Genomic DNA, 5,223 nt, shown 5'->3' with positions numbered 1-5,223 from the left:
TTGTGGCGGGAAATCACGATTGGTACGCTGATGGTCTTAAGGGAGTGAAGCGGCAGGAGAAGTTTATCGAGGAGTACTTGGATCGGAAGAATGTGCTCTTGCCTAAGCCTGGTTGCAGTGGTCCAGAAGAAATTGAATTGGGCGATGATCTTGTGCTGCTTCTAATCGACTCACAATGGTATCTCACCAATTGGGAAAATGAAACGGAGATTAACGACGATTGTCCGGTGAAAAGCCGAGAATTTTTGCCAACTACTATAAGTTCGCCTTGAGAGGTAACCGCAGAAAGAATGTGGTGGTTGCCATGCACCATCCAATCTATTCGAATGGATCTCACGGTGGGCAATTCACTTTGAAAGACCATATTTCCCACTCACGCAGCCATAAGACCTTTGATCCCATTACCTGTAATCGGTTCCATCTATCCCTTATTGGCGTGGGACGGTAGCCAGTAAACAAATATTCCTCATCCAGTCAACGAAAGTATCGGAATATGCTGGTTAGTACTGCCAGAACTTTGGAAGTTTTCATTTTTGCAGCTGGCATGAACATGCCCTCCATATTTCGAGAATGATAACCAGCATTACATTGTCAGTGGTTCTGGTGCAAAGAAATCTCCGTGAAGCTGGGTAATGGAGCTTTATTCGCCTATGGAAACTATGGCTATTCTAAGTTGTATTTCTATAAAAATGGAGCCGTTTGGGTAGAGTTTTGGACGCCGAATTCTGACGGGACAACCGCCAAACCTGTGTATCGCAAGCAGATCGAGATAAGAAACCACAGGTGGCAGAGGATCAATTGATGATGATGTGATGCCAGATGACCTTGTTTTGCCTATTAACGGAAGACGATTTCACTAGAATCCGTTGGACAGATTTTCTGGGGAGAACACTACCGGGCTTCGTATTAATCCAAGGTAATGTTGAGACTTTAGACCTATCTGCCGATAAGGGTGGACTAAAAGCCCATCAAGCAGGGGGAGGGATGCAAACTAGTTCCTTGCGTTTGGAGGATAACAATGAGCATCAGTATACCATGCGTGGTATCGATAAAGATGCTACCCGAACGATGCTTACCCCTTTAATGAATCCATTGCCAAGGACCTGATTAAAGATAACTTTAGCGCATCGCACCCACTGGGAGCTTTAGTCGTCCTAAAATGGCCGATGCGGTTGGCGTATATCACGCAAACCCGAAGTTGTCTTTGTCCCTAAGCAGAATAAACTGGGGAATATACAATGATGATACGGGGATGCCATGTATCTCTTCGAAGAACGTCCCTCCGACGACTGGAGTAATGAGCCAAGCTTTGGCCGTTCCAAACATCATGAGCTACAGCAAATGTTGGATAATGTGCTGGGCAAGCATGGACACAATGTGGATCAAGCATTTGCCTTGCGGTCGGACTCTCGACCTTTTCTTAGGTGACTGGGATCGACACGATGATCAATGGAGATGGGCACAGTTTGAAGACGATGAGGGAGAAAAGTATTCCGCCCGATACCTCGGGATAGAGATCAGGTATTTGCCATTATGATGGGATGATCCTTGGATTGGCGAGATTGACGGGGCCAGATTTGAAGAAACTGCCGTGTTTAGAGGTGATTTCAAGAACTACAAATTCTACAACTACAATAGTCGACACTTGATGCTAGTTTCTTGAATGGATTGGATTGGGAAGATTGGAAAGAAAATCAAGTTGATCACCGATAACATAACGGATGAGGTGATCGAATCTGCCTTCCGGGAAATTGGAATGACGAGGTCTATGATTTGGATGCTCCGACCATCATCAACAAGCTGAAGCAGCGAAAAGGTGGTATTTCCGCAGGTAATGCGTAAGGTCTACGAAGTTCATGGCCAAGAAGGAAGATGTGCTCGTACAGAAAAGCGGGATTTATTTACCATTGAAAGATTGGATAACAACCGCCTGCGCGTTCGGGCATACAATACCAATAAGGATGCTGAGAAAGAAGGGATGTACTACGATCGTACTTTCTTAGCCAGTGAAACGAAGGAGATCATTCTGTACGGAATGGATGGTAATGATTTTCTTTCAATTTAGTGGAGAGGGTAAACCAATATCAAGAATTCGTGCGTTGGAGGCTTAGGTAAAGATGAGTTTACGGATTCTTCAAAAAGAGTGGTCGCTTGCTCATTTACGATTCCGGATGACGGAAAAGACCACTTTAGAGGTAAATTCAGAGCAAGAATCAAGATCAGCAATAACCCCATCCTGAATACCTAATGATCGATTATCGGCCGATTACAACTCAACTTTGGCAGCTTGCTACCGAATCTTGGTTTTTAACCCAGATGATGGCATACTTCTAGGTTACTAGGGACGCAATACAAGCTACGGTTTTAAGAAACACCATACTCTGCCCGGCATACCTACTATGCTACTTTGCCGTGGCAAACTGGTGGTGCTGATATTCGCTTACTCCGGGAGAATTCATCAATGTCTTTGTGGCTGGGAGTTTTTGCTAGATGCTAGATTCAAGACGCCGTTATATGCTACAAACTTCTATGGGTTAGGTAATGACACAGAGAATCTGAGGAAGAGGAAGGAATAATTTCAATCGAGTGAAAAGCGCGATTGATCTCTTTCAATCCTTCTTTCATGAAGCGATCAACAGTGCTTCTTTCTTTTACTTTGACCCACCTTTGAATTAACGCATTAACCTCTCTGGTGATCGTTTATTGACGAAGTAGCAGACGGCTTTAATCCCGATATTTTTTGATGATGTTACTTCGTCGGACTCCAGGCAGGCATTGAGCTTTGAAAATGCGGATAGTCCACGATGCCGACTCGAGGACTAAACTTTCATGCGGAATTTGCTTGGAAATTTAGCTTAGACACGGAAGGGAGAGACGTTCCTATTTGAAAGTGATATAAGTATTTTCCAACCTCTAGACTTAAACCGAAATTTCATATTCGCTACTCCGTTGGCGGTCAATATAACTTGAACAACGAGTTCGAATTTTTCCAAGGTGCACGTTTAGGTGGAATTGGACCGGATAGTAACTTCCGAGCTTCAGACGGGATCGTTTTTAACGGTAGAAGCTCCTTTTATCAAAATACAGACTTAAGGTTGAAGGTCATCAACATCAAGACGAAGGTCTTTCCATTTTTCTGTGGGCCTATTGGCTGGCTTGATTACGGACGAAGTTTGGTTGGATGGAGAAGATATGACACTTGGCACTAAGCTATGGCGGAGGATCTGGTTAGCGCCCTTTGATTTGGCGGCGGTCGGTTTCAATTACTTTATCGGAGATGGGATATTGGCCGTTTTACCTTGCGGTAAGTTCTTCTTCTAGAAGAAAGGAAATTAAAAATGGCAGTTGGTATGCAACTGCCACACTAAAATATCTGAATACGAGTTCACAATTCGTGCGTAAGGACACATGACTATGACTCGCCCTGTGGGACGAGTGAAATGAGATCGGCTAGTGTCTTGCCGTGGGAACAGCTTTTTCCTCATTATCTACATTTACAAAGACTAATTTTTCGATTTTATAATGATCTTTTTGCTTAACGAGATTCGTACTACAACAGCGAAGGAAATAGAAGTTCTTGCCAATGGCTAGAAATTTAAGCCGATTTCACAATGTCACTTGTTTTCGGAACTGACGAATCAATCTCGGAAATGTACTTAGTGACGACGCGTTTATTGCCCAGTTTAGACATCGCATAAATACCGGCCTCTTCATCGATCCACTTTAACAATTGCCGCCGAAGAGCGTGTTATTGGCATTTAGATGCCTGGTTTAATGAGTTTGCCGCGAATAATTTCATAGCACATCCTTTTGTGATTCGTGAAAAATTTGTACGTCGAGCGCAAGAAAAGGGCAGGTCCGCAGACCTGCCCACGTGGATTTGATATGTACGAATACGAGTTTCACATAAACACTGGATTCTTTCACAGTTTCAGTTGCTCCTAATCTCGATCTAAAAGTCAGCATTTTATTTGCTGGAATATTGACTAACGGTACTCCATTCGTTGTACTGCTTTACCAGGGTGGGATTTGGTCATATTCTAATCCAATCTTTCTTTTGGGCATTTCTGTACGCTGGGTCTGCAGTTGTTAATTCGAGGAATACAGCTTGATAGTTATTGGGGGTTAACTCTTTAAGGCCTTGAGCCGTGCTTAAGTAGTATCGTTTTGTTTTGATGTTCTCTTTTTATTATGCCTTGTGGTCCTACACGATATACTCTTCTATCTCTACCTCCCGCTCATAGAGCGACCAACGTCCTGTAAGCAGTTGCTGGTACCATACCGGATGCTGACGCATATATAATTGGATATAGCCGTGCTTGTTCCCGACCTTGGAAAGGGACCAATTAGTAAGAATAATAGTGATTAGACAAATAAGGGCAGTCATGATCGCAGTTTTAGGGTGCCTAGGGCCACTCGTATAAGAAAAATGACACAGTGCTCACGCAAATAGATCCCGGAAATAGCCAGATGTAGCAAAGCCATCCTGGTCAAGCATCTAGCATGATGCGAGGCTAATTTTGGCTTCTAAGTGATCATATATGAATGCATTCATCCCTTTATAGGATGGATAAATGAGATACTAAACTTGGTCAGTTCGATTTGGGTTTTTAAAGCCCTTTCACAAGGGGCGATAAACGTATACCCTAGCTATCTTTGTTCTTGTGGCCACAGGCACCATTTCCTCTTGTGGGATCAGGTGATGAGCAAAGAACTCCAACATCTTGGTTACCTTATCAGAAAGATCAGCACCCTCACCACTCAAGTCGGTGAGTCGAGGTAGTGTCGAGCAAAATACAAGTTGTTATTTGCTGTTTCGATCAGCATACTTGCCAATGCTTCGGATAAGGAAATTTAGGATTCAGTTCGTGTATGATGTCAGCAATTTGTTTTGTCAAGCGTTTGTAGGACAAAAAGAAACCTTCTTTATTGTCCTCATCAACCCACTTATGGTGATAACCTTTTGTGCCTTCGGTCACCACAATGCGATGTAGGGCTTCTTCATCCACAAATTCAATAGCTGTATTTCTATTGGCAGTATCAACAATGATCCCCATAACGATCCGCAAGCGCTCTTTTGCTGAACGCACATTTAGCGTATTCAGATCGATACGAATGATCATCCACTCCCAATACCAATTGAGCAGATAAACAAAAAGCTGGTGTTTATTCTCGAAATATCGATAAATAGAGGCCTCTGTAGAAGAAATAGCCTCTGCCAAC

Annotated in this window: 3 protein-coding genes; 2 read left to right on the top strand and 1 reads right to left on the bottom strand. The window is 43.3% G+C overall.

Features of this window, described 5'->3' with window-relative positions:
• Together D5R40_RS30120 and D5R40_RS30115 are read left to right on the top strand one after the other, a co-directional pair.
• The coding region (locus D5R40_RS30120) for a hypothetical protein (protein WP_205127738.1) at nt 1–272 on the top strand (272 nt) is incomplete at its 5' end.
• 1,562 nt (nt 273–1,834) lie between these two features.
• A complete protein-coding gene (locus tag D5R40_RS30115; protein ID WP_124155665.1) occupies nt 1,835–2,065 on the top strand; it encodes a hypothetical protein in 231 nt (76 codons plus the stop codon).
• Nucleotides 2,066–4,820: 2,755 nt separating this feature from the next.
• Here the strand turns inward: D5R40_RS30115 and D5R40_RS36455 are convergent.
• Nucleotides 4,821–5,223, bottom strand: a 403-nt coding sequence (locus tag D5R40_RS36455) for a TetR/AcrR family transcriptional regulator (protein WP_161565111.1), incomplete at its 5' end; no start/stop codon positions are given.

Source organism: Okeania hirsuta (genome assembly GCF_003838195.1).
GTDB lineage: Bacteria > Cyanobacteriota > Cyanobacteriia > Cyanobacteriales > Microcoleaceae > Okeania > Okeania hirsuta.
Note: the sequence above shows the minus strand (reverse complement) of the source record. Positions and strands in the feature narration are given on the sequence as shown.

Coding starts and splice junctions, on each gene's coding strand:
- D5R40_RS30115 (WP_124155665.1), top strand. CDS start 1,835: ATGCGTAAGGTCTACGAAGTTCATGGCCAAGAAGGAAGATGTGCTCGT.